This window comes from Xaviernesmea rhizosphaerae (assembly GCF_001938945.1).
In the GTDB taxonomy this organism is placed as follows: domain Bacteria; phylum Pseudomonadota; class Alphaproteobacteria; order Rhizobiales; family Rhizobiaceae; genus Xaviernesmea; species Xaviernesmea rhizosphaerae.
On sequence record NZ_MKIO01000045.1, the window covers coordinates 1 to 26,079 of the forward strand.

The 26,079-nt window shown below is 60.1% G+C and carries 18 protein-coding genes; 13 read left to right on the plus strand and 5 right to left on the minus strand.

The genetic code is table 11. From position 1 onward, the window contains the following. The first annotated feature begins 527 nt into the window (after positions 1–527). From rfbC to galE, 6 genes are all read left to right on the plus strand, one after another. Positions 528–1,091, plus strand: coding sequence for a dTDP-4-dehydrorhamnose 3,5-epimerase (rfbC, locus tag BJF92_RS23120; RefSeq protein WP_075637128.1), 564 nt, complete (start codon positions 528–530; stop codon positions 1,089–1,091). Between the two features lie 15 nt (positions 1,092–1,106). Continuing rightward, a complete protein-coding gene (gene rfbB / locus BJF92_RS23125) occupies positions 1,107–2,162 on the plus strand; it encodes a dTDP-glucose 4,6-dehydratase (RefSeq protein ID WP_075637129.1) in 1,056 nt (351 codons plus the stop codon). Between the two features lie 5 nt (positions 2,163–2,167). Continuing rightward, entirely contained in the window at positions 2,168–3,043 is an 876-nt protein-coding gene (gene rfbD / locus BJF92_RS23130) for a dTDP-4-dehydrorhamnose reductase (RefSeq protein ID WP_075637130.1), read from the plus strand. A gap of 141 nt (positions 3,044–3,184) precedes the next feature. Beyond that, positions 3,185–4,045, plus strand: a complete 861-nt coding sequence (gene rfbA / locus BJF92_RS23135; protein ID WP_075637131.1) for a glucose-1-phosphate thymidylyltransferase RfbA — start codon at positions 3,185–3,187, stop codon at positions 4,043–4,045. An 843-nt stretch (positions 4,046–4,888) separates the two neighbouring features. Next, the gene (locus tag BJF92_RS23140) at positions 4,889–6,199 is read left to right on the plus strand and encodes a UDP-glucose dehydrogenase family protein (RefSeq protein WP_075637132.1); all 1,311 of its coding nucleotides are present in this window, start codon (positions 4,889–4,891) and stop codon (positions 6,197–6,199) included. 188 nt (positions 6,200–6,387) lie between these two features. Next, positions 6,388–7,383, plus strand: coding sequence for a UDP-glucose 4-epimerase GalE (gene galE / locus BJF92_RS23145; RefSeq protein ID WP_075637133.1), 996 nt, complete (start codon positions 6,388–6,390; stop codon positions 7,381–7,383). Positions 7,384–7,805: 422 nt separating this feature from the next. Here galE and BJF92_RS23150 read toward each other — a convergent pair whose 3' ends face one another. Both BJF92_RS23150 and BJF92_RS23155 read right to left on the minus strand, forming a co-directional pair. Further along, on the minus strand, positions 7,806–9,086 hold the full coding sequence (locus BJF92_RS23150; RefSeq protein WP_075637134.1) for a lipopolysaccharide biosynthesis protein: 1,281 nt from the start codon (positions 9,084–9,086) through the stop codon (positions 7,806–7,808). Next, positions 9,083–10,204 carry a glycosyltransferase family 4 protein gene (locus BJF92_RS23155; RefSeq protein WP_075637135.1) on the minus strand — a complete coding sequence of 374 codons (1,122 nt, stop codon included), beginning with the start codon at positions 10,202–10,204 and terminating at the stop codon, positions 9,083–9,085. The genes BJF92_RS23150 and BJF92_RS23155 overlap by 4 nt, the downstream gene beginning before the upstream one ends. Before the next feature lie 101 nt (positions 10,205–10,305). Between BJF92_RS23155 and BJF92_RS23160 the strand changes: the two genes are divergently transcribed. After that, positions 10,306–10,521: a hypothetical protein gene (locus BJF92_RS23160; protein WP_075637136.1), complete on the plus strand. Its 216-nt coding sequence runs from the start codon at positions 10,306–10,308 to the stop codon at positions 10,519–10,521. A 268-nt stretch (positions 10,522–10,789) separates the two neighbouring features. On the opposite strand, the gene BJF92_RS23165 is transcribed toward BJF92_RS23160, so the two are convergent. The 3 genes from BJF92_RS23165 to BJF92_RS23175 all read right to left on the minus strand — a co-directional run bounded on the left by BJF92_RS23165 (position 10,790) and on the right by BJF92_RS23175 (position 16,208). Then, the gene (locus tag BJF92_RS23165) at positions 10,790–11,764 is read right to left on the minus strand and encodes a polysaccharide pyruvyl transferase family protein (protein WP_078058348.1); all 975 of its coding nucleotides are present in this window, start codon (positions 11,762–11,764) and stop codon (positions 10,790–10,792) included. Between the two features lie 454 nt (positions 11,765–12,218). Continuing rightward, entirely contained in the window at positions 12,219–14,486 is a 2,268-nt protein-coding gene (locus tag BJF92_RS23170) for a polysaccharide biosynthesis tyrosine autokinase (protein ID WP_075637137.1), read from the minus strand. A 288-nt stretch (positions 14,487–14,774) separates the two neighbouring features. Next, positions 14,775–16,208: a glycoside hydrolase family protein gene (locus tag BJF92_RS23175; RefSeq protein WP_143524175.1), complete on the minus strand. Its 1,434-nt coding sequence runs from the start codon at positions 16,206–16,208 to the stop codon at positions 14,775–14,777. A gap of 271 nt (positions 16,209–16,479) precedes the next feature. On the opposite strand from BJF92_RS23175, the gene BJF92_RS23180 reads away from it, so the two are divergent. The 6 genes from BJF92_RS23180 to BJF92_RS23205 all read left to right on the plus strand — a co-directional run bounded on the left by BJF92_RS23180 (position 16,480) and on the right by BJF92_RS23205 (position 25,998). After that, on the plus strand, positions 16,480–17,712 hold the full coding sequence (locus BJF92_RS23180) for a glycosyltransferase (protein WP_078058349.1): 1,233 nt from the start codon (positions 16,480–16,482) through the stop codon (positions 17,710–17,712). 3 nt (positions 17,713–17,715) lie between these two features. Further along, positions 17,716–19,188, plus strand: coding sequence for a glycoside hydrolase family 5 protein (locus tag BJF92_RS23185; protein WP_143524176.1), 1,473 nt, complete (start codon positions 17,716–17,718; stop codon positions 19,186–19,188). Positions 19,189–19,202: 14 nt separating this feature from the next. After that, the gene (locus tag BJF92_RS23190) at positions 19,203–20,345 is read left to right on the plus strand and encodes a glycosyltransferase family 4 protein (protein WP_075637141.1); all 1,143 of its coding nucleotides are present in this window, start codon (positions 19,203–19,205) and stop codon (positions 20,343–20,345) included. Between the two features lie 8 nt (positions 20,346–20,353). Then, positions 20,354–21,238, plus strand: coding sequence for a glycosyltransferase family 2 protein (locus tag BJF92_RS23195; RefSeq protein ID WP_075637142.1), 885 nt, complete (start codon positions 20,354–20,356; stop codon positions 21,236–21,238). Between the two features lie 115 nt (positions 21,239–21,353). Further along, positions 21,354–22,472 (plus strand): glycosyltransferase, encoded by a 1,119-nt coding sequence (locus BJF92_RS23200; protein WP_075637143.1) that lies wholly within the window; start codon positions 21,354–21,356, stop codon positions 22,470–22,472. An 832-nt stretch (positions 22,473–23,304) separates the two neighbouring features. After that, positions 23,305–25,998 (plus strand): hypothetical protein, encoded by a 2,694-nt coding sequence (locus BJF92_RS23205; protein ID WP_143524177.1) that lies wholly within the window; start codon positions 23,305–23,307, stop codon positions 25,996–25,998. The last annotated feature ends 81 nt before the right edge of the window (positions 25,999–26,079 follow it).

A 26,079-nucleotide genomic window follows, 5' to 3' on the forward strand; every position in this document is an offset into this window, starting at 1 on the left:
GGTCAAGTTCCTCGACCTGGTGAACTCCGTCACCTCCACCGTCTCCGGCGCCTCCAACGACGTCATCATCACACGCGACTCGCTGCGAAAACTGTAAGGCGCGGCGGGTCGAAAAGCCGCATGCGCTTCTCGGCCCGATCAGGCGCAATTCCGGTCCACCGTTCTCGTAAGGCGCTGCCCATGACAGACAGCGCAAAAGGCAAGAGCGAGGGCGTTGAACGCTGCGACATGCGGAGGCTCAGAGCGGCTGGGCCTCTTCGAATCCTCGTCGTGTGTAAACGGTCATGCAGCCGAAGCTGGGTTGCTCCGATTGCGCAGGAACGGCGCCTGCCCCGGAAAAAAGAGCTGGCCTTTTCCATGCCTGGCACGAGAAAATTCGAGCTGCGCGGCCCTAAAAAATGTTGCGATGCACAAGAAATTAGTGCACGTGTTCTGCGAGCCCCATCCGTTCAACACGCCGGTTCTGGCCTTAAACCATGAATCGCATCCGGTTGAAGGGATGCGACATTGTTTGCAAGAGGCGTTTCATGAAGCGGATTGACGAAGCTTTGCCTGGAGTTGTTCGTGTTGTTCCCGCCCGGTTCGGGGATAGCAGAGGATATTTTTCCGAAGTGTTCAAGGATGCATGGTTTCGCGAGAATGTCGCAGACGTCTCCTTCGTTCAGGACAACGAGTCGTTGTCCGCAACTGTCGGGACGGTCCGTGGCCTGCATTTCCAGCTCGCGCCTTTCGCCCAGGGCAAGCTGGTGCGCTGCATTGCCGGTGCGCTGTTCGACGTGGCGGTGGACATTCGCGTCGGCTCCCCGACCTATGGCAAGTGGGTCGGCGTGACGCTTTCGGCGGAGAACGGCGAGCAGCTCTGGGTCCCCCCGGGCTTTGCCCATGGCTTCGCAACGCTTGCGCCCAATACGGTGATTTCCTACAAGGTGACGGCACCCTACAGCGCCGCCCATGATCGCGGGCTCCTGTGGAACGATGCCGATGTTGGAATCGACTGGCCGCTGGCCGGCGATGGCGCCATCCTGTCGGACAAGGACAAGGTGCAGCCGAAGCTGGCAGACCTGCCGCATTCTTTTGATTATCAGGCTTAAACTGCGGAGAACCCTATGCGTATTCTCGTAACGGGCGGAGCAGGCTTCATCGGATCGGCGCTGGTGCGCTATCTGGTCTCCGAAGTCGGTGCCGAAGTGCTCAATGTCGACAAGCTGACCTATGCGGGCAATCTGGCGTCGTTGAGCCAGGTCGAAAAGGCCAACAACTACCACTTCCTGCAGGCGGACATCTGCGACCGCGCGGCGATGGATCAGGCGCTCGCCTCCTTCCGGCCCGACCGCATCATGCATCTGGCGGCCGAAAGCCATGTCGACCGCTCGATCTCCGGTGCCGGCGACTTCGTCCAGACCAATGTCATCGGCACCTTCACGCTGCTGGAGGCTGCCCGTTTCTACTGGAACGGTCTGCCGGCCGACCAGAAGGACGCCTTCCGCTTCCTGCATGTCTCGACCGACGAGGTCTACGGCTCGCTCGGCGACGAAGGGCTGTTCGAGGAGACGACGCCCTACGATCCGTCCTCGCCCTATTCGGCCTCGAAGGCGGCAAGCGACCATCTGGCAATTGCCTGGCACCGCACCTATGGCCTGCCGGTGGTCGTCTCGAATTGCTCCAACAATTATGGGCCGTTCCACTTCCCCGAGAAGCTCATTCCGCTCGTGATCCTGAACGCGCTGGAAGGCAAGCCCCTGCCGGTCTACGGCCAGGGCGTGAATATTCGCGACTGGCTCTATGTCGAGGACCATGCCCGCGCGCTGCACCTGATCGCGTCTAAGGGCCAGCTGGGCGAGAAGTACAATGTGGGCGGCCGCAACGAGCGCCGCAACATCGACGTGGTCAAGCGTATCTGCGCATTGATGGACGAGATGCGCCCGCGCGCCACGCCGCATGAAGACCTGATCACCTATGTGACGGACCGTCCCGGCCATGATGCGCGCTACGCCATCGATGCCACACGGCTGGAAACCGAACTGGGCTGGAAGGCGCTGGAGAATTTCGATACGGGCATCGAGAAAACCGTGCGCTGGTATCTCGACAACGAATGGTGGTGGCGCCCGCTTCGCGATGGCGTCTATTCGGGCGAGCGCCTCGGCGTTCTCAAGCAGGGCTGAGATCGATGCGTCTGGCTGTCACAGGAAAGCAGGGACAGGTCGTCACAGCTCTGATCGAGCGCGGTGCGGTTCATGGCGTTGACATCCTGGCGCTCGGCCGGCCGGAGCTCGATCTGGCGGATCGCGCCTCGGTGCTCGACGCGCTCGCCGGCGCCAAGCCGGATGCGATCGTCTCGGCCGCCGCCTACACCGCGGTGGACAAGGCCGAGAGCGAGCCCGCCCAGGCCTTCGCCGTCAATTGCGACGGTGCCGGCGCGGTGGCGGAAGCGGCGGTCGCGCTTGGTGTACCGGTTTTGCACCTGTCGACCGACTATGTCTTCGACGGCACCAGTCCCGAGCCCTATCTCGAAAGCGACCTCGTCGGACCGACCTCGGTCTATGGCCGCTCGAAGCTCGCCGGCGAAATGCGGCTGGCCTCGATCGCGCCCAATCACGCGATCCTGCGCACCGCCTGGGTCTATTCGCCCTTCGGTGCCAATTTCGTCAAGACGATGCTGCGGCTGGCCGAAACGCGTGACAGCGTGAGCGTCGTCGCCGATCAGCAGGGCACGCCGACCAGCGCGCTCGACATCGCCGATGCCGTCATCGCCATCGCCCGCCAGATGATCGACAGCGACGAGGCGGAACTGCGCGGCGTGTTCCACCTGACGGGAACAGGCTCGGCCAGCTGGGCGGATTTTGCAGAAGCGATTTTCGCAGGTCTTGCGGAAAAGACCGGCAAGCAGGTCACTGTCAACCGCATCACGACCGCCGACTATCCGACCCCCGCCCGCAGGCCGGCCTATTCGCGGCTGTCCAACGAGAAGCTGGCGCGGCTTTATGGCGTACGTCTTCCCGACTGGCGGGACTCCACCAAGCTGGTGCTCGATCGTCTGCTGTGACGGCCGGCCGGCCATGCGGCTGCCTCGCAGAAAATATCCGAAACGGGAAATCCGGCACCGAGCGTGCCGTTCGATCTGTGTAACAAACGCCCCTGAAGCGCGACCGGAACCGGCAGCGCGTGACATCTTTGAGGATAGGACATGAAGGGTATCATTCTGGCCGGCGGGTCCGGTACGCGGCTTTATCCGATTACCATGGCTGTCTCCAAACAGCTCATGCCGGTCTATGACAAGCCGATGATCTACTATCCCCTGACGACGCTGATGCTGGCCGGCATCCGCGAGATCCTGATCATCACGACGCCGCACGACAACGAGGCTTTCAAGCGGCTGCTCGGTGATGGCAGCCAGTGGGGCATTTCGCTGACCTATGCGGTGCAGCCCAGCCCGGATGGGCTGGCGCAGGCCTTCATCATCGGCGCAGACTTCGTCGCTGGCGGCTCGTCCGCCCTGGTTCTGGGCGACAATATCTATTACGGCCATGGCTTGCCGGAACTGTTGCGCAAGGGCGCCTCGGCGACCTCGGGCGCACGCGTCTTCGCCTATCACGTCACCGATCCCGAACGCTATGGCGTGGTGGAATTCGACGAGACGATGAAGGCCTTGTCCATTGAGGAAAAGCCGGCACAGCCGAAGAGCAATTGGGCGGTCACCGGGCTCTATTTCTACGATGAGCAGGTTGTCGATATCGCCGCCAATCTGAAGCCCTCGCCGCGCGGCGAGCTGGAAATCACCGATGTCAACCAGATCTACCTCGATCGTGGGCAGCTGGATGTCGAACTGATGGGCCGCGGCTATGCGTGGCTGGATACGGGCACGCCCGACAGCCTGCTGGATGCCGCCGACTTCGTCGCCACGCTGGAGCGCCGCCAAGGCTTCAAGATCGCCTGCCCCGAGGAAGTCGCCTTCCGCATGGGCTATATCGATGGCGAGCAACTGGCCAAATGCGCCAAGGCGCTTGGAAAGAGCAATTACGGCAAATATCTGAGCCAGCTCAAGTAACTATCGGCCGGCGGCGCCACTGCGACGAGCATGCGGCGCCGCCGGAGCCAGCACTACCGGCAGATGCGTGGTCGGATCAGCCAAGGGTACTGGCGTCAACCTGCCACAGGAGCAGGGCATCGGTACCATTGCGGGAGCGGTCGAATGCAGCGCTTCGTCGCGCTGTCGACAGACATCGGCGATAAAGCCCCCCACTCCCCCTGCCCCGCGCGCGGCAACAGGCATGCCGGATCGATTGTTTTCCGGTCAATCGCGCCTCAAGACGGAGAGGGTTCGCAAGCCCCGCCGCGAGCATGACCATCCTCCCGAACCTCCTTGATCGAAATCTCCACGACAGCGCTAGACCATCGGACTGAAAATCATACGCAGTTCAATGCTCTAGAGTTTTGTTTTTGCATCGGGTTCTTCCGAAGGCAGGTCCCACTTTTCGGTCCGATGCTTCAAGGCTTTCCGGCTCTTCCCCTTTGGCCGTCACGCCTTTGCCGCCGGCCTTTTGCCGCCATTGGGCCGCCCCGAAGTTCTGGCGCTGGACTGTCCATCCGTCACTGCCTAAGAAGAGTGCGCGGCGAAGCGTTTCTTCGCGCCTGGCACCGTGCCACGCCGGCTTCGTACCGGACTTGAAGGCGGAGTGACCGGACGCGGGTCCAAATGCTCGGACGCAAAGATGGAAGCGGCGAACAAAGCATTCCCGGCGGTCTCACGGCCGGCCATGCTGCCGCATGTCGCGCAAAGGCGAGAACCGATTCTGCGATTGCGGCATGCGACAAAACAAGGACTTAAAGCGCGGCTGCCGACTCTGATGGATCGCAACGCGCTTTAGAACGGATAGAAGGCAGGTCACAGATGAAAATTACCATGATCGGCGCAGGCTATGTCGGGCTGGTGTCCGGCGTTTGTTTTTCGGATTTTGGTCATGACGTGATCTGCGTCGACAAGGATACGGCAAAGATCGAGGCGCTTGAGGCCGGGCGCATGCCGATCTACGAACCGGGCCTGCAGCAGATCGTCGCCGAAAATGTCCGGGACGGGCGCCTCGCCTTCTCGACCGATCTTGCCGAAAGCGTGCGCGATCGGGATGTGATCTTCATCGCTGTCGGTACACCGTCGCGCCGCGGCGATGGCCATGCGGATCTGAGCTATGTGCTGGATGCCGCCCGCCAGATCGCCGAGCATGTGACAGGCTTCACGGTCATCGTCACGAAATCGACCGTTCCTGTCGGCACCGGTGACGAGGTCGAGCGCATCATGCGCGAGGCCAATCCCTCTGCCGACATCGCCGTCGTCTCAAACCCGGAATTTTTGCGCGAAGGCGCGGCTATAGACGATTTCAAGCGACCGGATCGGATCGTCATCGGGCTGGAGGATGATCGTGCCCGTCCGGTGATGAGCGAAGTCTACCGCCCACTCTATCTCAACCATTCGCCGCTGCTCTTCACCGCGCGCCGCACCTCCGAGCTGATCAAATATGCCGGAAACGCCTTCCTGGCGATGAAGATCACCTACATCAATGAAATTGCCGATCTCTGTGAAAAGGTCGGGGCCAATGTGCAGGAGGTCGCCCGCGGGATCGGGCTCGACGGTCGCATCGGTGCGAAATTCCTTCATGCCGGACCGGGCTATGGCGGCTCCTGCTTCCCGAAGGACACGCTCGCGCTGGTCAAGACCGCGCAGGATTACGAGAGCCCCATCCGGCTGATCGAAACCACGATTGCCGTCAATGACACCCGCAAGCGGGCCATGGGGCGCAAGGTCATCGCCGCGGCCGGCGGCGATGTCCGTGGCCGCAAGGTGGCGATCCTCGGCCTGACCTTCAAGCCAAACACCGACGACATGCGCGACAGCCCGTCGATCACGATTATCCAGGCGCTCCAGGATGCTGGCGCCCTGATCACCGCCTACGATCCGGAGGGCATGGACAATGCGCGAAAGCTGCTGGAGGACGTCACCTATGCGGACAGCCCCTATGTGGCCGCGCAGGATGCCGATGCGCTTGTGATCGTGACCGAGTGGAACGAGTTCCGCGCCCTCAATCTCGCGCGGCTGAAAGCTGCCATGCGCACACCGCTCTTCGTTGACATGCGCAATGTCTATCAGGTCAGCGAAGTCACCCGACACGGTTTTTCCTATGTTGGCGTGGGGCGCGCCGGCGGCTGACACGTCTTCGCCACAGGGTTAGGGCGGAGAACGGCACCAGCACGGATCGGCCAGGCGGCCGAAAGCCGCTCTCTCGCACCAAGAGAGGTCTTCAAGGGGATACTCTGTTGCAATGCGCTTTTTCTTGTGCGATGCAGCAAGAGAATTCCACATCAGACGACATCTGCAGTCAGCGCGTGAGGACGGACATGGCGGTTCTTGTAACGGGTGGTGGCGGCTATATCGGCAGCCACATGGTTTGGGCGCTCCTGGATGCGGGCGAGGACGTGGTCGTCATCGATCGCCTTTCCACGGGCTTTCGCTGGGCGATTGCGCCGGAAGCGCGCTTCTATGAAGGCGATATCGCCGATGCGGAGCTCCTGCGCCGGATTTTCAGCGAAAACAGCGTCGATTCGATCATCCATTTCGCTGGCTCGATCGTCGTGCCCGAATCGGTGGCCGATCCGCTCGGCTATTACGAAAACAACACGGTCAAGTCGCGCAGCCTGATCGCCAGCGCGGTCGAGGCCGGCATTCCGCACTTCGTCTTTTCCTCGACGGCAGCTGTCTATGGCACGCCGAGCGTTCTTGAGCCGGTCACCGAAGACCTGCCGCTGCGGCCTGAATCGCCCTATGGCTCCTCCAAGCTGATGACCGAGATCATGCTGAAGGACACGGCGGCGGCCCATGATCTGACCTATACAGCGCTGCGCTATTTCAACGTCGCCGGCGCTGATCCCAAGGGGCGCAGTGGCCAGTCGTCCGCTCTCGCCACCCATCTGATCAAGGTCGCCTGCGCCACCGCACTGGGCAAGCGCGCCTCCATGAATGTTTTCGGCACCGATTATCCGACCCCGGACGGCACCTGCGTGCGCGATTACATCCATGTCTGGGACCTGGCGCAGGCCCACCTCAAGGCTCTGCAGCGCATGCGCGCGGGCGGCGGCTCGCTCGCGGCCAATTGCGGTTATGGTCATGGCTATTCGGTTCTCGAAGTGCTCGATGCCGTTCGCAAGGTGCACGGCAGCGACTTCCCCGTGACCTTTGCCGAGCGCCGTCCGGGCGATCCGGCAATGATTGTCGCCAATCCGGGCCTCGCACGGCAGGAACTCGGCTGGACACCGGAGCTCGACGATCTCGAAGGCATCATCGCCAGCGCGCTCGACTGGGAGCGCCATCTGATGCGCAAGAACAGCGCGGGCTGATCATCCCCGCCGCGACGCTCTCGTCCATCGGGGGCGTCGCCGGTGTCTGCCGACACCCTGTTTCACCAGAGCGCGCCAATGAACAGGTCCTGCTGCGACGTCGGACCGAAAGGTCGATACCGGTTTTCGGCTCCGACACAGAGATGGACATCGGTAACATCGGTTCGATGTCGATTTCAGGGCAGACGCTCCGGCGAATTCCATCCATATCGGCGCGTGAAACGACATCCGGGAGCAATCTCCCGGATTTTTCATGTCAGCAAGATGGACGGTTCTGCGTGAACGGTGCTCGTCGCTCAGTCGGGATGCACGTCGTTGCATCGTGTCGGCGAAGGCCACCCGCTGAAAGCGCAACGCGATCTCTCGGGTCAGCTTCCCGCGCTATCACTCCGCTCTGGAGGCCGACAGCTCTGACGGTCGCTTCAGCGCGAATCCGTCCCGCTGTCGATGCTGCGCGTGCCACGGGCAAAGTGTAGCAGGAAGTACCCCTTCAGCAGCACCATGGATAGGGCGGCGGTGAAGGCGGCAATGCCTGCACCGATCAAGCCGAAAGCCGCGATCATGGCGAAGGCGAGTGCGATGGACAGAAAAACGCCGATGATGTTCAGCGTGGCGTAATGCTTGTCCTTGTTTCTGCTGGTCAGGCCGATATTCAGCAGATCGGAGAAGGAGCGCACGATAGCGGCCAGCAGCAGCAGAATGAAAAGATCGCGGTGCTGGCTCAGCTCATGCATGCCCATGATACGGATGAGGATTTCGCTCGCACCGAAGACGCCAAGCCCGAGGATCGTTCCAAAGGCCATGGTCTTCAACATCTCACGCCGGAATGCGCGGCTCCAATGATCCGGCGTTCCTTCCTTGAACGCGCGAAACAGCACAGGAAGCGCAAGCTGAACCACCGCTGTTTGCATCAGCGTCTGCAGTGCATTGGTGAGGGACCAGAAGAAGGTGTAAATGCCCGTCAGCGTCAGGCCCAGCATGAACGAGACGATATAGCGATCGGTATAGATCAGGCCTACCAGCGCGAGGTCGCTGACATAGATGTGCCAAGAATGGCGCAGCCGCTCCCGGATCCAGCCATAGTCGATCGGGGCGGTGAAGGCCTGGCGCAAGGGCCAGTGGCGCAGGAGGTAAAGCAAAAGCGCAACCGCTACGCCATAGCTCAGGATCCAGGCGATAAAAACGGTTTCGAGGTTGCGGAACACCGGAAACGCGATGCCCAAGCCGGCCGCGAAGGGCACCCAGAGCGCCGAGCGGACGAAAACCAGCAGATTGGCTTCCGTTGCCATGTCCTGACCGATCAGCGGCAGATGGATATCGAGCCCATAGGTCTCAAGCCAGATCAGAGCGATGATAATGCCGTAGAGCAGGGTGATCGAATATCCGGCCGCAAGCGCGATAGCGACACAGAGGATCGTGACAAGGGCAAGTGTGACCGTCGTGACGAACAGGCGATTGTGCACGACATTGGCAGCATAGGCCGGGTCTTTGCCGACGACTTCACGGGCGACAAAATAGTTCAGGCCCCAGCCGATGGCGGCGGGAACGATGCCAATGGCGCCCAGCGCCAGCCCATAAATACCTGTGGCCTCATAGCCGAGATATTTGATGATGTAGAAGGAGAGCAGGAAACGAAAGACAAGCGAAAGCGAGCGAAAGCCCAGATTGACGAGACTTGTCAACTTCTTGATGTAGCGTTTCATTGGACTCCATCCGTTCGGCTGAGCGCAGCAATCGCGTCGAGACGGGCGAGGAGCAGATGTGCGCTCGCCTCCCAGGAAAAGGCGGCTTTTCGTTCATATCCGGCAGCGCGCAGTCGGTCGGCATCGATACGCCCGTCCGCCATCTCCGCCATCGTCTGGGCGATCGACGCCTGATCCAGCGGCTTGAAATACGCCGCGGCATTGCCGCAGATCTCGCGCATGACGGGAATATCAGAGCAAAGCGCTGGGCAACCCAGGCTCATGGCTTCGAGCGGCGGAATGCCGAAGCCTTCATAAATGCTTGGAAAAATGAGCGCCAGCGCGTTTTTGTACAATGCCTTGATTTCCGCGTCGCTCAATCGCCCCGTCGGCAGCAGACCTTCGGGCGCAGCGCCGCTTTTCTCCTGCGAAAACACGCGTGCGGCCTTGCCGACGAGAACGAAGGGCAGGTCGGGGCGCTTCAAGCTTGCATAAGCCTCGATCGCCCGGCCGAGATTCTTATTGGGGGCGGGCGAGCCGACGAAGAGAAAATACGAGCCCTTCTCCAGGCCATAGCGGTCCAGAACCGAAGGGTCGGCTTGCGTTCCATCCAGATGATCGACGGCATTGGGCAGAACGGCAATATCTTCAGCCGGCTGATGCAGCACTGAGGAGAGTTCGCTGCGGGAGAAGGCAGAGACGGTCGCCAGATGTGCACGGCGCGCCAGAAGACGCCCGAGCGTGCGATGAAGATGCGCGTAGCTCGGTGAAAAGCCTTCCGGAAAGCGGAAGACCAGCGCATCGTGGATGACGACGAGATGTCGGGGATGCAGGACCGGACCCGAATTGCAGGGGCTGAACAGAAGGCCTTTTCGACTGGCCCATGACAACGTCGTCTGCTCCCACAAGTGCCCTCGGCTGAAGGGAGAAACCGTGCGAATTTTCAGCTTGGCAAAGCCCTGATCGTGCGGCACGCCCGGCGGAACCAGAATGGTCCAGCGTGCGGCGTCCGTATCATCGATCATGGCATCGACAGCTGCGAGAATGGACCGCGCAAAGCGCTCGACGCCCGTGACCGGCCGGCCAAGAAACCGTCCATTGACGAAGATCGGCAGGCTCTTAGCGGCGTCGATGACCATTATGCCCTTCCAATATTGCCGACACCGGCGCTGAATGACTCCCAGCACCGGGCAACAGGCGTCTTCGCCATATGCGCATTCCCTCAAAGAGCCCTGCCGGCATGACAGTCAAGCCGCATGCAACTGAAAAGCACAACTTTCGCATCGCGGCTGCAGACATGGAGCAGGGCGATGGCAAGAGCTTGTCTCCAATCGCGAGAAGACGTCTACCCGCATTCTCAATAGGCCAAAAGCGCGTCGCGATCTTTCAGATTCGCCTCACGCGTCTGGATGTCGACGTCTTTGTTTTTCCCATGTCGCTATCGCAAAACCAGTGACCACTTCGCGCGATATCGATTAAATCGAACAGCAGTGCGCGCAGTCGCTCCATACGACGGCAGAAATCTCCACCATGGAATGCGAAAGCAAGAAGGAAGCGACGCGAGGAAATCCATGTCTCGCCGCAATCACCGGCCCTGATCACTTCGTCTTTCACGCAGCCACGCAGGAAAGCCAATCGCCAGCCTTGCAGGCATTCCTGCGAAGCATTGCCCGATCGGATTGAGAAAGGCGTGACAGAGGACGGTCCATCACGCCTTGCCTTCGTCAGGCGGCGGCCTTGGAGACGAACTGCCGCTTCCACTTCGCGATATTGTCGAGCGGAATGTCGAGGACGGGGCGCTTCGAGCCACCGATCCAATTTTCGATCAGATCGAAATTGTCGCGCGCGCAGGTCGGGAGATGGGTGTTCTTGCCAATTTCGGTCGCGCGGTTATCGACCTCAAGGATCAGCGAGCGCACCTTGTGCTGCAGCGCATAGACGCCGCAATGCAGTCGAAGGCCGATATAATCGACAGGCTGCTCGGTAAAGGCCGCCTTCACGCCAGCCAGCGACGGCTCCAGGATCTGCAGCGCGCTCGAGGCGTTGGTGGACGCGATGCTCTGGAGATAATCCAGGTCATCATACATCTGAGGCCAGAAGTAGACCTTGCGATAGCGCTGGGTCAGCAGGCTGAGCAGTTTGCCATCGATTTCCGGCTTGCGCAGATAGGCGGTCAGCGTGAAGACAACGTCTTCCTTCTTATCTTCCGGCAGGTCAGCCACATGGTCCGGCGTCAGGTCCCACATCGTCGGGCAACCCGTGTAGATGACGTTGTCGATACCAATATCCTTCAGCTTGTCATGCGTATACTTATCACGCACAGAGTGAAGATAGGTATCATGCAGGATCTTCTTGTAGATCTTCTGCGTGACGATATCGGGCTTGTCCTGATATTTATGCCAACCAACGCCCATGAGCACCGGATTGCCGGCGCGACCGAGGTCCGTGAGACGGAGCTTCCACTGATGATACCAGAGCCAGTGGCTGCTCAGAATATTGGTGCCGCCGACAAATGCGAAGTCACCTTCCTTCAAGTACTTGAAAGCAACCTGACCGGGATAGTCATGCGTAGGCACGCCGGTAAAAAACCCCTGCGGAAACACTTCGCGCAGATGCTTCTGCACAGAAGCCATGATGATCTGGTCGCCAAGATTATCCGTGACGTAAGAAGAATCGAACAGCGTAATTTTTTCCATCATGTGCCGTACTCCACGTAGGTTTTAAATCGACAGAGCGCGTTATCTCAGCGTGAATTGCAGTCGCAGACCCTGTTCGCGCTGCGTCGAAAGACTGTGTGAATGCTGTACTCGCGCTTTGTCCTGCCAGATAAGACGGTGACCTCTTCGCGGTTACTGTTGCCATAAATTTGTGCGACGCACAATGGTGAAACTGAGAGAATGCAATGCTTTTAAATCGGTTTACGCGACGCCGCCCAACGAAGGAATTTTGAGCGATTTTCCGTAAAAAGCGCAGCTCCGCGCGGCTGAGAGAGCCTGACAACGCGGGCAAAATCCCAGTTCATCCAGAGCGGACGCGCGGCAGTTGCGCATGGTTCTGCTCGGACCAACACGCATGCATCGGCGAATACCGTCTGTTCTTGAGCACCCTTTGCCCGGCATAGGCATAAAGCCTCGCGCCCTGGCGTGACGCATCTCAGGCAGGCGCTCCCGCTGTGGCGGCATGCTTGGTCAGGAAGTCGGGCCGGAGATAGAGGGGAGCGCGGCTGGCATCGACCTTGTTCATCACCACACCGGCGCAGGCAGCCGCGATTTCCTGTTCCACATCCAGGGTCTGAAGGGCAAGTCTGCGGGAGGTCCGGCTCCATTCGACGACATAGATAAAGCGATCCACGAAAGGCGAGATGGCGCGGGCATCCACCGCCGTGCGCAGCGGCGGGAGATCAATAATGATGTAATCGAAGGACTGACTCAACTCGCTCAGAAACGCCTGCATCTGCCGTGATTCCAGCAGGCTGGCGGAATGGGGAACGCGCTGCGCCGCACCGGAGGCGATCACCTTCAGCGGCGTCCCGCTGTCCTCGGCAAGCGCCTGAGCGAGGCTTGCCCGGCCGATAAGCACATCGACGAGACCAGCCTTTGCCCGGTGTGCGAGGACGCCGCCGGCGCGCGGGCGACGCAGATCGGCATCGACCAGGACAACGCGATGGCCCTGGTCCGCGAGAAGGCGCGCGAAGTTCATCGCGATCGTCGAGCGTCCCTCGGCGGACAGCGTGGAAACGATGCCGACGACGCGCGATTGTTCGGGCAGCTCGATATCGATGGTGACCTTGGCGCTGCGCAGCGTCTCGGCGAAGAGAGACAGAGGCGCCTCGATCGCCTGGCGCGCCAGAACCTCGATCCCGGCATCCCGCCGCTCCTCGCCCGATCCCTCGGTGATCCGCGGCGTCATGCCGAGGAAAGGCAGCGAGAGCCAGCTTTCGACCTGCTCTTCCGTGCGGAAGGTCCGGTCCCGATATTCGCGATATCCGCACACCACCAGGCTGGTCAGAACGCCGATCATCAGCCACATGCCCATGAACATCGCGCGGTTCGGATAGTTGGGTGAATCGGGGGGGCTGCCCGGGGTGATGATGCGCGAACGCGAGACCGGCAGGCCCTGAAGCGAGAGGGCGGTGCGATAATTCGTCAGCGCCGCCTCATAGAGATCGCGATAATTCTGCGCTTTGTTCTCAAGCTCGCGCAGCTGCACTTCCTTCTGTGCAGACACGGAATGCGAGGCCATGGCATTTTGCAGCCCCTGCTCCAGGCTCACGACACGCTGCGCCGAGATCGTTGCCTCGCTGAGATAGCTGGAGGCGACGCGCTTTAATTCGTCGAACATCTGTCCGCGATAGATGTCCATCTGCCGGCGCAGGTCCTGCGCCTGGATATGATCGGCCCCGAGGCGTCTGGCGATGTCGGCCTCCCTGCGCGATGCTTCGAGATAGCGCAGGCGCAGATCGTTCGAAATGAAGTTGGCCAGAGAGCCGGCGACCTGGCTCTGCCATGCCCCGCCATCGATCATCCCCTTGATCTGATCGTACCGGGCACGCGCACTCGCCTCCTCCGCGCGCGCCGAGGTCAAGGCTTCGTTCAGGGCACGAAGCTCCTGGTCGATCAGGGGCTGGCTGTCCTTGATGTCTTTGTCATAGGTCTCCAGCAGCTTGTTCTGGGAGCGGTAGGTCTGCACAGCCATATCGCTGTCGATGGCCTTCTTGCGCAGTTCGACGAGCCGCTCCTGCAGCCATTGGCTCGCCAGTTGCGTGGCTTCATAGCGTGCATTGAGAATGTCCTCGCCATAGGCCTTGCCAAATGCATTGACGATCTGTGCCGAGAGGGTCGGCGTCGCTGCCGTAAAGCTCACACGGAGGATGGTGCTGTCGCCCACGCGCTGGATAAAAAGGCCGTTCAAAAGCGCATCCCGCGCCCAGGAACGCTTGTCCTGAACCTCCGCGCGGACCTTTCGGCCCTCCAGAAGGCCGATCCTGGCGAGGAGAGAAAAGCGGAGATTGAAAAGGGAATTGTCGAGCGCATCGGCCGATGCGACAAACTCGCCATTGTCGAGCAGATCCAGCCTGTCGATCACCTTGTCCAGAATGGCATAGGATTGGAACAGGCGCACTTGTGTATCGATATAGGGATCGTTGTAATTGATATTGATCTTCGCCCAGCCGCGATCCGCCTCGTTGCGGGTCTCCGACTTCAGGTCGCCATCGAGATCCAGCAGCAATGTCAGGGTCGCGGTGTAGAAGGGCTGCGTCACGACCAGAAACAAGCCGCCGAAGCACAGACAGGACAGGATGACGAGCAGGATCATCCGTCCCTGGCGCCGCAGGACGGCAAGGACATCCTGCATATCCAGATAGCCCGCCTCGAAACCTTCGGGCTGTTCGACGTCCGCTGTCGATGTATAGAGCTTCAACGCAACCTCACAGATGACATGTCGATCGTCGCAATCCTGGCAGGCCGGTGGTCAGACGTGCCGCCTTTGTCCGCTGGCGGGGTAGAGCCGAGACGGCCATGCGGCACGCTCGCAAAAGACGCATTCTCAAGGCCTGCAGTGCGGACTGGATCGCAGGATGAGGCCGGATCAAAGCGGGCCGCGCCGACCCTTCCCGGAAACCAGCGCGACGCCATCCGCCCGGCATCGGCGAATGGGTGCCAGAACTGCCATGAAACAAAGCGCTCTTCAAGACGAAGCCAGGCCATTTCATTCCTGCACGACAAGTCTGACCTCCTGGCGGTCGGGAGGCAGATCCAGGATCAACGGGCGCGGCCCCAATGCGAAGCGGCGGGCATCCTGCAGCTGCGCCGCGCACAGGCTGCGTGCCCGCACAGTCGCCTCTTCCTCCAAGGCGAGCGAAGCGGAAAAGGCAGGGCTCGTCGTCCAGCTGACGATCCGCAAACCGAAAGGGCCTCCCATCGTCAGCACGAAGACATGCGGAAAGGGTCGCTCCAACTTGAAACCGTCGGCCTGCTTGATGAGCGCCACGGCCTCGCGAACGGCGCAAACCGCAGGCTTGGGCGCGCCATCCACGTCATAAAGCCCGAAATTGGCCTCGAGCGCATCGGGGTTTCTGTCCTGATCCTTCAATTCATAGACCCAGGCCCCCTTGAGCCAGGGGGTCGCGGCCGACCAAAACAGCACCTGCGCAACATTGTCCGCCTGCGCCTCACGGCTGATGACACAGGGGCTGCGCGCGGTCGGCCAGCCGAATTCCGTCAGATAGAGCGGCTGCGGACCGCCCTTAGCGCTCAACATGGCCTGAAGCGTCTCAAGACGGTCGATGACGTCGGTTGCCGTGCGCCTGCTCTCGTCGGGTTCGCAATGATTGTAGACGTGAACCGACAGGGGCGCCTCCAGACCAGAGGCAATGGCGCGCGTCCATTGCCAGTCCTGATCAACACCGACGGCTCCGGCAAGCAGGGTGGCCTCCGGTGCCGCCTTGCGCAGATCCGGCAGCACCGTCCGCACGAGGTCGACATAGTGGACGGCCGCGCGGGGATCGTCCGGACCGCCTGCGCCAATGATCCAGGGGGGCGTGAAGGTGAAGCGCAGATTCCACTCGTTCCAGATCTCGTAGATCGGATCGAACCCGTGCGTCGCGCGAACCGCACGGACGGCAAAGTCGGAAAAGGCCCGGCGCGCCGGATCGTTCAGCGGCGGGTCAGCATTGGGAAGCATCGGATTGCCATGCCCGAGAATGAGCAGGGGGCGCTTCGTCGTCATCTGCATGAAGCTGAACAGGCGGGCGAGATGGCTGGCCGCGGGTGTCCGGCTCCAAAGTTCGAAGTCCGGCCAGGGAAGATCGTCGCGATAGGAATCGACGCCCAGTTCGTCCAGGCGCTGCGCGGCCGGCTTCATCTCGTAGTGATGCTCGCCGCCAATGCCGAAGTGAACCCCCACGCCGGCGATCAGCGGCGCGGGACGAGGCATCAACTCCTGTTTCAGGACCACCAGGTTCCGCATTTCGGCAGCCTTTGCACCCGAAGCCAGCAGCAAGGCAGCCCAAGCCAGACAGATCACGATTGCCGTCTTGCGCATCCATTCTCCTGCAATCTTGCAGAGACCGCCCATCGGATACAGCCACCGCCACCTTCCGGCCGCAACGTTGTCCTGCATGCCGATGCCGATGGACGACACGGCGATATCAGGGCAACGAACATGACGGCAGGCCTATCACAAATTTGTTTGCACTGCACAAATTTTCTCTCTATCTTCCGTCCAGCTTAAGCTTTGTCGGATCCGGCCGCCTCTGTTCCGCCATGCGCCCATGAAAAATCACCATTAGGGCAGCGATGCTTTTCAAAGCTCGACACCTGATGAGCGGGCGCACCGGCAGAACAAAGCGTCGCCCATCCTGCGAGAGACTGCACAGCGCGGCGACGAAAATAGATCGGAAAGAGGTTTTTTCATGCGCATACTTGTCGTATCCGCAATGTTTCCGCCCCATGTGCTGGGCGGCGCGGAAATTTCGGCCTTTAATCTCGCGCAGTGGCTGCAGAAGCAGGGACATGAGATCGGTGTATTCATGGCGGCACAGACGCCGGAAGAGCAGAAGTCCGGCGAGATGGTCGATGGCATGAAGGTCTGGAGCGTCTATGTTCCGCGCCCTTATCCCATCCAGAAGCAGGGCAATGTCAGCCAGAAATACCTCAAGCCCCTGTGGCATCTGCAGGATCATATCGATCCGCGCAATCCGACACTGCTGGGTCCGGTTCTCGACGCGTTCAAGCCTGATTTCTGCAACATTCATTACGTCACCGGGCTTGGACACAATATTCTCCAGGAGATCGGCAAGCGGGATATTCCCGCCATGTATGTCATGCACGACATGGGGCTGTCCTGTGTGCGCATGACCATGTTCGTCGATGGCAAGACCTGCGCCACGCAGTGCGGCCCGTGCAAGGTCTCCGCGCGCGTCAAGCGCCGAGGCATCCGCTCCGTGCCGCGTATTGGCTTCGCCTCGCCTTCGCGCGCCAACCTGGAGCAGAACGCCCGTTTCCAGCCGCTGCGGGACTATCCCATGGCCGCGATCCTCGACGCCAACAAATATCCGCCGCCGAGGGTGACCCGGGCCCCTTCCGACGTCATGCGGTTCGTCTATGCTGGACGGCTTGAGGAAACCAAGGGCGTCGGCGTCCTGCTTCAGGCGGCGGAGGCAGCCCATCAGCGGGAGAATTTTACGCTGACAGTCGTGGGCAAAGGCTCTGCGGAAGAGGCATTGCGCGCCCGCTATGGTCATCATCCCTGGATCAACTTCACCGGCCATGTCACCATGCAGGAAGCGATCGATCACATCGCCAGCGGCGACATGCTCTGCATCCCGTCCATCTGGCTTGAGAATTCCCCTGGCGTCGTGATCCAGGCGCTCGGTATGAGCGTGCCCGTGATCAGCAGCAATGTCGGCGGCCTGCCGGAACTGGTGCGCCATGACGAGAACGGGTTGCTTGTGCCTCCCGGCGACGCCAAAGCCTGGGAGGAAGCGCTGCTCATGGTTCTATCCGACAAGGCCCGGCTGGCCCGCTACCAGGAAAATGCCGCACAGCGCGCCGGTGAATTCGATCAGGATTACATCGGTCGACGCTATCTGCAGTTCATCGAGGAAATCCGGACTTTCAAGCCGGCCACCCGAGCAGCCTCCTGAAGGGTGGGGCCGTCCGGCGATCAACCGTTCTCGCAGGCAGAAGCCAGGTTCGGCACGATGAGACGAACGTCGAAAATCCTGTCGAACAGGAGAAGAACCATGTCACGTCGATTTTTAATGGCCCTGGCCTGCGCGGCGTCCCTGCTCGGCGTAGCCGTGTCTGCGCCACGGGCGGAGACGAGAACCGAGCAGTTCGCCCCCTTGTCGCCGGAGCAGCGCCACTTTCATGCGCCGATCATCGGCGTCAATGTCTATTACGGGCCGGGACAGATCAATGGCTACATCAATCCGGATCTCGGCATCCGGCAGATCGACGAGCTTGGAGCGGACTCGACCCGGGATTATCTGATCTGGCAGTCCTTCAAGTTTCCGCCCTCTGGCATCGTGCTGGCGGGAGCGGGCAGAATGATGCGTTTTCTGCCGAAGTCACCCTTTCTGCCGCTGATCAATCTCGGCCATACCAATTCTTTCGTTCCTGGCGGCGTCCCGCCGATCACCGATGAAGGGCTCACCTATTTCGGACAGTATCTCGACAAGGCGGTCGAACTCACCCGTTCTTACCATCCGATCTACGAGATCTGGAACGAATGGAACATGACGATCGGCACCGGCATCCGACAGCCACCGCTGGTCGGGGCGGGAACGCCTGACGACCCGCGCGCGGCCGTTCACTATGTCCGCGTGGCCAAATTTGCTGTCGATCGCATCCGCAGCCAGGACCCCGAGGCCAGAATTCTGGTGGGGGCCGTCGGCGAGGACCCCGGCTGGCAATGGGCCAGCGCCATCGTTCGCGATGGCGCTCTCAAGGGCGCGGACGGCCTGTCGATCCACCTCTACAATCAATGCATGCCGCGAGCGACCCAGCGCAACGCGAGGGAGCTTATCGACCGCGCACGCGATCTGCAGAGCAGACTGAAGGCGATCCGCGGCGGGGCCGAGACACCGATCTACATCACGGAATATGGCTGGCCGACGTCCAAGGGACAGTGCAGCATGCCGGTCGATCAGACTGCGGACAATTTCGCCCAGTTCATCCTGCAAAGCGCCGCCATTCCGTGGATCAAGGGCATCTGGATCCATTCCCTGAAGAACATCAGTCCGAACCCGACCGATCTGGAAAGCAATTTCGGTCTGTTCAGCTATGACGACAAGCCGAAGGACTCGGTCTGCTTCGTCCGCGCCGCGACCGATCTCATCAAGTCGGCGGATTCGATCGAAATCCGCCAGCCCTTCAAGGATGTGTTCGTGGCGCGCATGACAGCCGGGGCTCGCCAGCGGCTGGTGTTATGGACGACGAACACCGAACAGCAGGCCCGGATATCCCTGGCAAGCACCGCGTCACAGGGGCACCGGATGTGCGATAAGACGCCGGTCGGCCTGCAAGAGGCGACACTCGGCCCGACGCCGCTGATCTATGAATTCGACGCCGCCGATCCGCTCTCGATCGAGATCGACAGCGATCAACCGCGCCTGTAACGAGACCCGTATTGATGCTGAAATTTCTCAAGAACATCGTGAGCGAATTGCGGGCGGCGCGCGGGGGACGCGCGCAACCGAAGATCTGGATGTTCGGCCCGATGCCGCCACCCCTTCATGGCCAGTCGAACTATAACGCCACCATCGCCGCCTTCTTTCGCACACAGGCCTCGTTGACCATCCTGTCGACGGGCGGCACAGCTGCGGAAAAGCTGGTGGCCGGCCTGATCCTGCCGTTCATCGCCCTGCTGTTCATCGGCAAGAGCGACAAGATCTACACCTCACCGCCCGGGCAAAGCGGGCTTTGGCTGTTCATGCCCTGCATTCTCGTCTTCAGGCTGCGCGGCATGGAGCATGTGATCCACCATCACTCCTATCGGCCGATCAACATCGGTCCGACCCGGTCGAACCGTGTCCTGACCCGTCTGGGCGGCCCAAAACAGCGCCACGTCTTCCTGTCGGAACGGATGCGCGAGCAATATGCTGCGATCTATCTCAGCGCACCTCAGAAGGCCGGCAGCTTCGTCCTTCCGAACGCCTTCTTCTTCTATGAAGAACAGGCCGAGCCGCAGCGCCGCGAAGGCCCTGTGACGATTGGCCATCTGAGCGTGATCACGCGGGAGAAAGGGGCCCCTTATCTGATCGAGCTGGTCGAGGCACTGGCGCGAGAGCGCCGGGATTTCCGCTTCGTGCTCGCCGGCCCGGTGCGCGACCCTGCGCTGAAGGCGGAGATCGATGCCTTCTGCAAACGCAATGAGGGGATCGCATCCCATATCGGCCCGGTGATGGGCCAGGACAAGCGGCAATTCTACCAGTCCGTCGATCTCTTCGTCCTGCCCACCCGCCTGATCGACGAGGCTGACCCGCTCGTGCTTCTGGAAGCCTACAGCTTCGGCTGCGATGTTCTCGCCTCGTCAACGGGCTGTATACCCGAACGCGTTCGCAGTCCCGACAGGCTCTTGACCTTCGACCTGGCACAAGACGTCATCAGGTTGAACCTTGCCATAGATGCTGCTCAGCAGAATCGGGCGGAAACATCCATCGCCTGTATGGCTTTTGTAAAAGACCTGTACGAACGATCGCGTGCGGACGCGGAGCGCTTCTTTGGCTATTTTGGCTGTTCCATCCACGCACATGCATCCGATCGGAAGAAATGAGGTTAGTGATGCCGACTAAATCTGCGCTTAACGTCGTGATCGTCAATTATCGAACGCCGGATCTGACCATTCGCTGCGTCCAGTCGATCATTGATCAGGGTGTCGCGAAGCCCGAGGACATCGTCGTCGTCGACAATCGCTCCCCTGACAACTCCGAGCAGCGCCTGACAAAGGAGCTGCCCGGCGGAGTCCGGTTCTTTCAATCCGGCAAGAATGCGGGCTTCGGCGCCGGTGTGAATTTCGGCGTCCGCCAGACCCATAGCGACTATCTCCTGGTCCTCAATCCGGATACCTATTTCGAATTCGACAGCGTCTCGGGCGTGATCGACTATCTGCGCACAACGCCGCAGGTCGGCCTCGTCGGCCTTGATCTCATCAATCCCGATGGATCGCGCCAACATTCGGCACGCCGCTTCTATTCATTCCTCGATATCGCCGCCCGCCGCCTGCCGGTGATCAAGACCCTGTTCAGCAGCCGCAATAACAGGCATCTGATGCTGGAGAAATGGAAGCTCGACGCGCCCTTCGATGCGGAATGGGTCATGGGGACAGGTTTCATCATCCGCAGCGACCTCTACAACAGGATCGGCGGCATGGATGAAAGCTATTTCCTCTACATGGAAGACGTGGACCTGTGCGCGCGCGTCTGGTGCGAGGGCCTGAAGGTTCAGTGCATCCCTGGCGCCAAGCTCGTGCACGATCATCAACGTTCCAGCGCCGCAAGCCCTTTCAGTTTTGCCGGTCGGGCCCATATCAAGAGTCTGCTTCTTTTCCGGCAGAACTTCACCCTGCCGCTGTTCCGGTCGCCCGGCGTGGACAAGGTCGTGAAATCCTTCGGAAAAGGACCTGCAGCGCTTCACAGTGGACAGAGCGCTTCGGAAAGCAGATCGTAACGCTTTGTTCTCCATACTTATCCAGCCAAATGCAGTAAATAAGTGCGATTGTTGCGAAGAAAGCGGAACTGAAGACGTGCCTGATCCAAATCGAACCTCGTGATACGCGCTCCTTATGAAGATAATCCACGTCTGCGAGACGATCATCGGCGGAACAGGAAGTTACCTGTCAGAGGTGATTCCGCATCAGGTCGAACGATACGGCGCCGAAAACGTCGCCTTGCTCATTCCGCAGACGCATATGCCGTTCGTGGAGAAGTCCATCCTGGATTCAGGCGCGCGGATCTTCACCTTTGCTCGGCCGCGGCGACTGTCCGGAAGCATCTACCTCTCTTTCCAATATTTGAGGCGCCTGCAGAGTTTCAAGCCGGATATCATTCACGCGCATTCGAGCATTGCCGGGGTAATCGTGCGGAGCTTGCGCATGTTCACCCGCGCACCGATCGTCTTTTGTCCGCATGGCTGGTCAATGGACATGAAGGGCTCGCGAGCCATGCTCCGGATGACGGAGGTGGCCGAGAGGGTCCTCGGCCGGCTTCCCGACCAGATTGTGGTGATCTCCGCGCATGAATACCAGCGCGCCCTTGACATCGGCATTCCTACAAGCCGCCTGACGCTCATCCCCAACGGCATAGCAAATATTGTACCCGCAGTCGCGCCGGCGCCCTGGGACGATGACCGCATCAAGGTGCTCTACGCTGGTCGTTTCGACTATCAGAAAGGCGTCGATGTGCTCATGCGCGCGGTCGAGGGCCTGGATGACCGCCTGAGCGTGCGCCTGGTCGGCGATGCCGCTTCTGGAAACAGGGTTCTGCCGGCAAAGCTGCCGGCCTGTGTCACGGAAGTCGGATGGCTGGACCGAAAAGGTGTGACAGCGCAGATGATGAGCTGCGATGTTCTTGTGGTTCCTTCCCGCTGGGAAGGGTTCGGCCTGGTGGCCATCGAGGCCATGCGCCTTGCAAAGCCGGTCATCGCCTCCGCCGTGGGCGGCCTTCAGGAAATCATCGACCAGGGACGCTATGGCTATCTCGTCCAGCCCGAGAACGTCCAGGAACTGCACGATCGGCTCCTCGAGCTCGACCGTGACGAGCTGCGGGCGATGGGCGAGATCGGGCACAATCGCTATCTGTCGAAATATACAGCCGATCGCATGGTCAGGCAGCTGGACGATCTTTATGCACGGATGCTCCTGACCTCGCTTCCTGCCGCAGCAGGCGCAGGAACAGACGAATAGAGACCGGCGACATCACCGATCGAGCGCTCCCGTTCGTAGCCCGCCAAGCATAGCCCTAGAGCATCGGACCGAAAAGCGGGAACCGGTTTTCGGAAAAATCCGATGCAAAAACAAAAAATTAGAGCATTGGACTGCGTATAATTTTCAGTCCGATGCTCTGGCGTCGATGGACCACCTCTCTGTGTAGAGGGCCTTTGTGGAGCAGGTTGTTCAGACGGCGGCAGATTGCCCGCTCGACAGCTTCACGTCAGCCTTCTCGGTCATGCTTAACGGACGCCGCTGAAGCGGCGGGCGGAGCTTTAAGATCAGGAGCACAGGAATAGAGCATCGGGCTGAAAATCAGACGCAGTCTGATGCTCTGGAATTTTGTTTTTGCATCGGATTTTTCCGAAAACCGGTTCCCATGTTTCGGTCCAATTCTCTAGACTATCGGAGATGCGCCGATCCGGGGCAAACCTCCCGGCACAATCAGAGCATGGCAAGGAAGCCTGCATCTGTTACGAAACATTCGTATTTTACCGATAAGTCTAATACAATACCACCGCAATGACTGCGGCTGGTATAAGCATGCCCGTCTGGGTGGAAAATCCGACTGATGCGTCTTTTGAGCGCGCGGCGAACCACAGCTCCCTCCGGCGAGGGAATTACGCCGCGACGGAAATCTCCTGCCATAGGCAATGCGAGGAGAAACGGCCTTTGCACAGGGCAACGGCCATCGCCACGCGGCAAGACCACATCAACCTGAACGGATCAGGTGTGCGTCTCGCAGTCCCCTTTTTACCTGTGAGTCATGCTGCAGGCATGACCTCCTATTCGACCAACGGAGATCATCATGGCAGTCCAAAGTTTACGCGCAATCGACATGGTGCAGGGCATCGGCATCAACACCAAGGGCGCGCTCTATGCCAATGGCTATAAGAATTCGAGCCTGATCATCAACAGCTTGAATTATATCGGCGTGACCCAGGTCCGCGATGCGATCGCAGGACCGGCACAGGGTTCACCCGTTCTCGACGCCATGGCGGCCGCCGGGATCAAGTTCGATTTCATGGCGGGATATGGCGTCGCGGCCAATGGCGCGGCCGGTATTGCCGACTTCATCAGCGCGCTCAAATCCTTCCAGAGCAGCCATCCCGGCGCGCTTCTGTCGATCGAAGGGCTGAACGAAGCCGATCTGAACAGCGCCAGCTATAATGGCTTGACCTCGCTCGAGGCGGCGGCCGCCTTCCAGAAGGATCTCTACACCGCGATCAAGGCCGATCCGGCGCTCAGCGCAACGACCGTGCTCAATCTCAATCTCGGCTACGACAACACCTCCAACTATGCCCGGATCGGCGATCTCGGCGCCTATTCCGATGCGGCGAATGCGCATATCTACACGCATACCGGCAGGGTCAATGACCCCGTTATCGAGTCGATCATCGCCCATGCGAAGGCTGCCTCTTCCGGCGACCCGCTGATCGTCACCGAGATGGGGCACACCACGCTGCAGAGCTTCCAGGGCATTGGCACGAACGAAGCCGCCCAGGCGAAAATGCTGCTGACCGACCTGTTCACGGCCTTTGAGGACGGCGCCAGCGCGGTCTATTTCTATGAGCTGCTCGACAACAGCGACAGCCTGTATCGCGGCGAGTCGGAAGTCTATTTCGGCATTTTCAAGGAGGACGGAACGCCGAAACTGGCGGCCACCGCGCTTCACAATCTCACGACCATTCTCAAATTCGGCGCCGATGGCGTGGCGGACGGCACCGTTCCGGCCGTGCCGACGCTCAACAATGCCCCTTCCACGGCGCATCTGATGACGCTGGACAAGCCGGGCGCGGTCTATGACATTCTGATCTGGAACGACACGCCGGTCTGGAATATGAATACCCAGAAGGACATCACCCCTGTCACGACCCAGACCGTGCTCCAGTTCAGCCAGGTCGAAAGCGTGATCCGGGTCTATGATCCGCTGAGCGGCTTGGTACCGATTGCCACCTACAACAATGTCTCCAGCATTTCCCTTCCTTTGAGCGACCATCCGCTGGTCGTCGAAGTCGGTGCCGCAGCGGCCGTCACCGAGACGGCTCTTGTCAGCGACGCCAATCTGTCCCTGACGGCCGCGCAGTTGATGGCACGCATCGACAGCCTGGCTGTATCGAGCGGGCTGACCTCCATCACCCTGACGGACAGCCATGCCCTGCCGGTCTCCTCGGTCGAGACCATGAATTACATGATTTCCAACTATGGCAGCACGCTCGCCAAGATCGCCGGCGGCTACAGCTTCACCGTGAGCTATGGCGAAAACAACTGGGAGACGGTCAAGGACTACGACGCTCAAGGGACGCTGACGCTGAAAACCGACTATGGCTACAGCAATGGCGACCTTGTCACCAAGACGATCCTGCAGCCGAGCGGGGTCATGGACGTCTACAGCTATAAGATCACCGGCCAAACCTATACGAGCCAGCATCAGGTGGTCGATGCCAGTGGCAAGATCACCCTGAGTGAACGCATGCACGCGGATGGCTCGTTCGATTCAAGGGAATTGCACAATGCTGATGGATCAAATGAGTACTATATCTTCGATACCGCAGGGCGCCTCTCGCAGAGTTCGCTGATTGCCCAAGATGGCACCATTACGAGCTTCAGCTACGATACAGCAGGCAAGCTAATCGCACAAAGCATCAAAGCTGTGAATGGCGATGTCACCTCAACAACCTATTCCGCCGGCGTTAAGACCACCACGACGATCACCAGCCATGAAGGCTGGACAGAACAGATGAAATATCTCTCAGATGGAACTTTGTCCTCGGATTATCGAAAAAACACCGATGGCAGTGCAGTCTCCACGATCTACAACAATGGCGTCGTGAAGACGAAATCGATCCTCTTCGCCGATGGCTCTAGCGACAATACGACCTATGGCATAACCGGGAAGACATACACGATCGAACACAATCGAACCGACACAAGCGGCAAAACGATACTTTTGGAACGGATACACGACGACGGCACGTTCGATTATCGCGAGCTGCGCAATGCCGACGGTACGAAGCAGTTTTTCACCTATACATCGACAGGAATTCTGACAGCGGACACGTTCGTGAACGCGGACGGTTCAAAAAGCTGGAAGTCCTACAAGCAGGACGGCACCGGGGACATTCAGACCGAAGTCTTCAATGCGGCCGGCACCAGTATGAAACGCGATATCCTGCACACATCCGGCAAGCATGATCTCTATGCCTTCGTCGATGGTCAGACCCTGTCGGGCGGCGCGGCCGATGACACGTTCCGCTTTTCGACCACGAAGAATGCCACGATGATCTATCAGGGTGGCAATGACATTCTCTACGGGTTCAACACAGATGGCGGCGCTGCGGATCATGTCGCCATCAACAAGAGCTGGGCGGCGGACTTCGCCTCGCTCAACATGGTCCAGCAGGGCAGCGACGTTCTCATCCGCTTCGATGCCACCGACACACTCCTCGTGAAACAGCAGAAGGTGGCAGCGCTTACCTCCGACTATTTCATCTTCAGCTAGGCAAGGACGCGCCAGGCGCATGTCGGGCTTCACGCAGAAGCCGGACATGCGCCCATGCCGCGTCTAGGCTCAGGACCTATT

Bases quoted from the DNA above. Each gene is read 5' to 3' on its own strand.
- rfbC (WP_075637128.1), top strand. From the start codon at position 528: ATGAAGCGGATTGACGAAGCTTTGCCTGGAGTTGTTCGTGTTGTTCCC.
- rfbB (WP_075637129.1), top strand. From the start codon at position 1,107: ATGCGTATTCTCGTAACGGGCGGAGCAGGCTTCATCGGATCGGCGCTG.
- rfbD (WP_075637130.1), top strand. From the start codon at position 2,168: ATGCGTCTGGCTGTCACAGGAAAGCAGGGACAGGTCGTCACAGCTCTG.
- rfbA (WP_075637131.1), top strand. From the start codon at position 3,185: ATGAAGGGTATCATTCTGGCCGGCGGGTCCGGTACGCGGCTTTATCCG.
- BJF92_RS23140 (WP_075637132.1), top strand. From the start codon at position 4,889: ATGAAAATTACCATGATCGGCGCAGGCTATGTCGGGCTGGTGTCCGGC.
- galE (WP_075637133.1), top strand. From the start codon at position 6,388: ATGGCGGTTCTTGTAACGGGTGGTGGCGGCTATATCGGCAGCCACATG.
- BJF92_RS23150 (WP_075637134.1), bottom strand. From the start codon at position 9,086: ATGAAACGCTACATCAAGAAGTTGACAAGTCTCGTCAATCTGGGCTTT.
- BJF92_RS23155 (WP_075637135.1), bottom strand. From the start codon at position 10,204: ATGGTCATCGACGCCGCTAAGAGCCTGCCGATCTTCGTCAATGGACGG.
- BJF92_RS23160 (WP_075637136.1), top strand. From the start codon at position 10,306: ATGACAGTCAAGCCGCATGCAACTGAAAAGCACAACTTTCGCATCGCG.
- BJF92_RS23165 (WP_078058348.1), bottom strand. From the start codon at position 11,764: ATGATGGAAAAAATTACGCTGTTCGATTCTTCTTACGTCACGGATAAT.
- BJF92_RS23180 (WP_078058349.1), top strand. From the start codon at position 16,480: ATGCGCATACTTGTCGTATCCGCAATGTTTCCGCCCCATGTGCTGGGC.
- BJF92_RS23190 (WP_075637141.1), top strand. From the start codon at position 19,203: ATGCTGAAATTTCTCAAGAACATCGTGAGCGAATTGCGGGCGGCGCGC.
- BJF92_RS23195 (WP_075637142.1), top strand. From the start codon at position 20,354: ATGCCGACTAAATCTGCGCTTAACGTCGTGATCGTCAATTATCGAACG.
- BJF92_RS23200 (WP_075637143.1), top strand. From the start codon at position 21,354: ATGAAGATAATCCACGTCTGCGAGACGATCATCGGCGGAACAGGAAGT.
- BJF92_RS23205 (WP_143524177.1), top strand. From the start codon at position 23,305: ATGGCAGTCCAAAGTTTACGCGCAATCGACATGGTGCAGGGCATCGGC.